The 691-nt window shown below is 43.3% G+C and carries 1 protein-coding gene; it reads right to left on the bottom strand.

The window, feature by feature from the left end; all coding sequences use genetic code 11:
* Positions 1 to 482, bottom strand: a 482-nt coding sequence (locus R8N49_RS27300) for a BCCT family transporter (protein ID WP_318190473.1), incomplete at its 3' end; no start/stop codon positions are given.
* Positions 483 to 691 lie beyond the last annotated feature (209 nt).

Below are 691 nucleotides of genomic sequence, written 5' to 3'. Positions count from 1 at the left end.
GCCCCACCAAGTGGTGCCCAGCCGGTGCGCACACCATTTTCAATGTTCACGCCGCCAAGTGCAGAGCTGAAGTGCGACATTGGCTCAGACACACCAAAAAACACTAATCCGATGCCCATACCGGCTGCGAACAACATCGCGAGCCAAGACATGAATGAATAATCAGCGACGGCATCTTTACCGCCTAAGCGTATTTTCCCGAGCGGCGACACAATCAACGCTAAGCAGAAAATAACGAAAATGTTACCAGCGATAATAAACAGCCAGTCGAATGAACCAATGATCTTCCACTTAAGCCCATCCAATGCCGTCTTCGCGGTATGAGCATCTAGAACTAATGCTGCGACAAGAAACAGTGCAATAAAGCCTGCACTAATACCAAAAACTGGGTTATGAACATCAAAGCCCCACTTTTGAACGTTGTCTTGACCTACCGTATAGTCGGTACTGTCAATACTGTACTTATCTATACCCTTTGTCATCGTTCCTCTCTATTTTTGTATTATTTTTTCCGTACCAAACAAAAAATCGTTCGAACACGATACGTTTTACATTCCGTGAAAGCGGAAGATCCTATCATTTGAGGCGTTTTTGTCTATCTTTTGCTGTTAAAAAATCCAATAACTTACTTTTCAGTCGGTAATTTGCATTACAAAAAGCGCAAATCTCCACACCATTAATTAGACCACAA

Source organism: Vibrio sp. 1978 (assembly GCF_033344345.1).
This window is presented reverse-complemented; position numbering and strand designations above follow the sequence as displayed.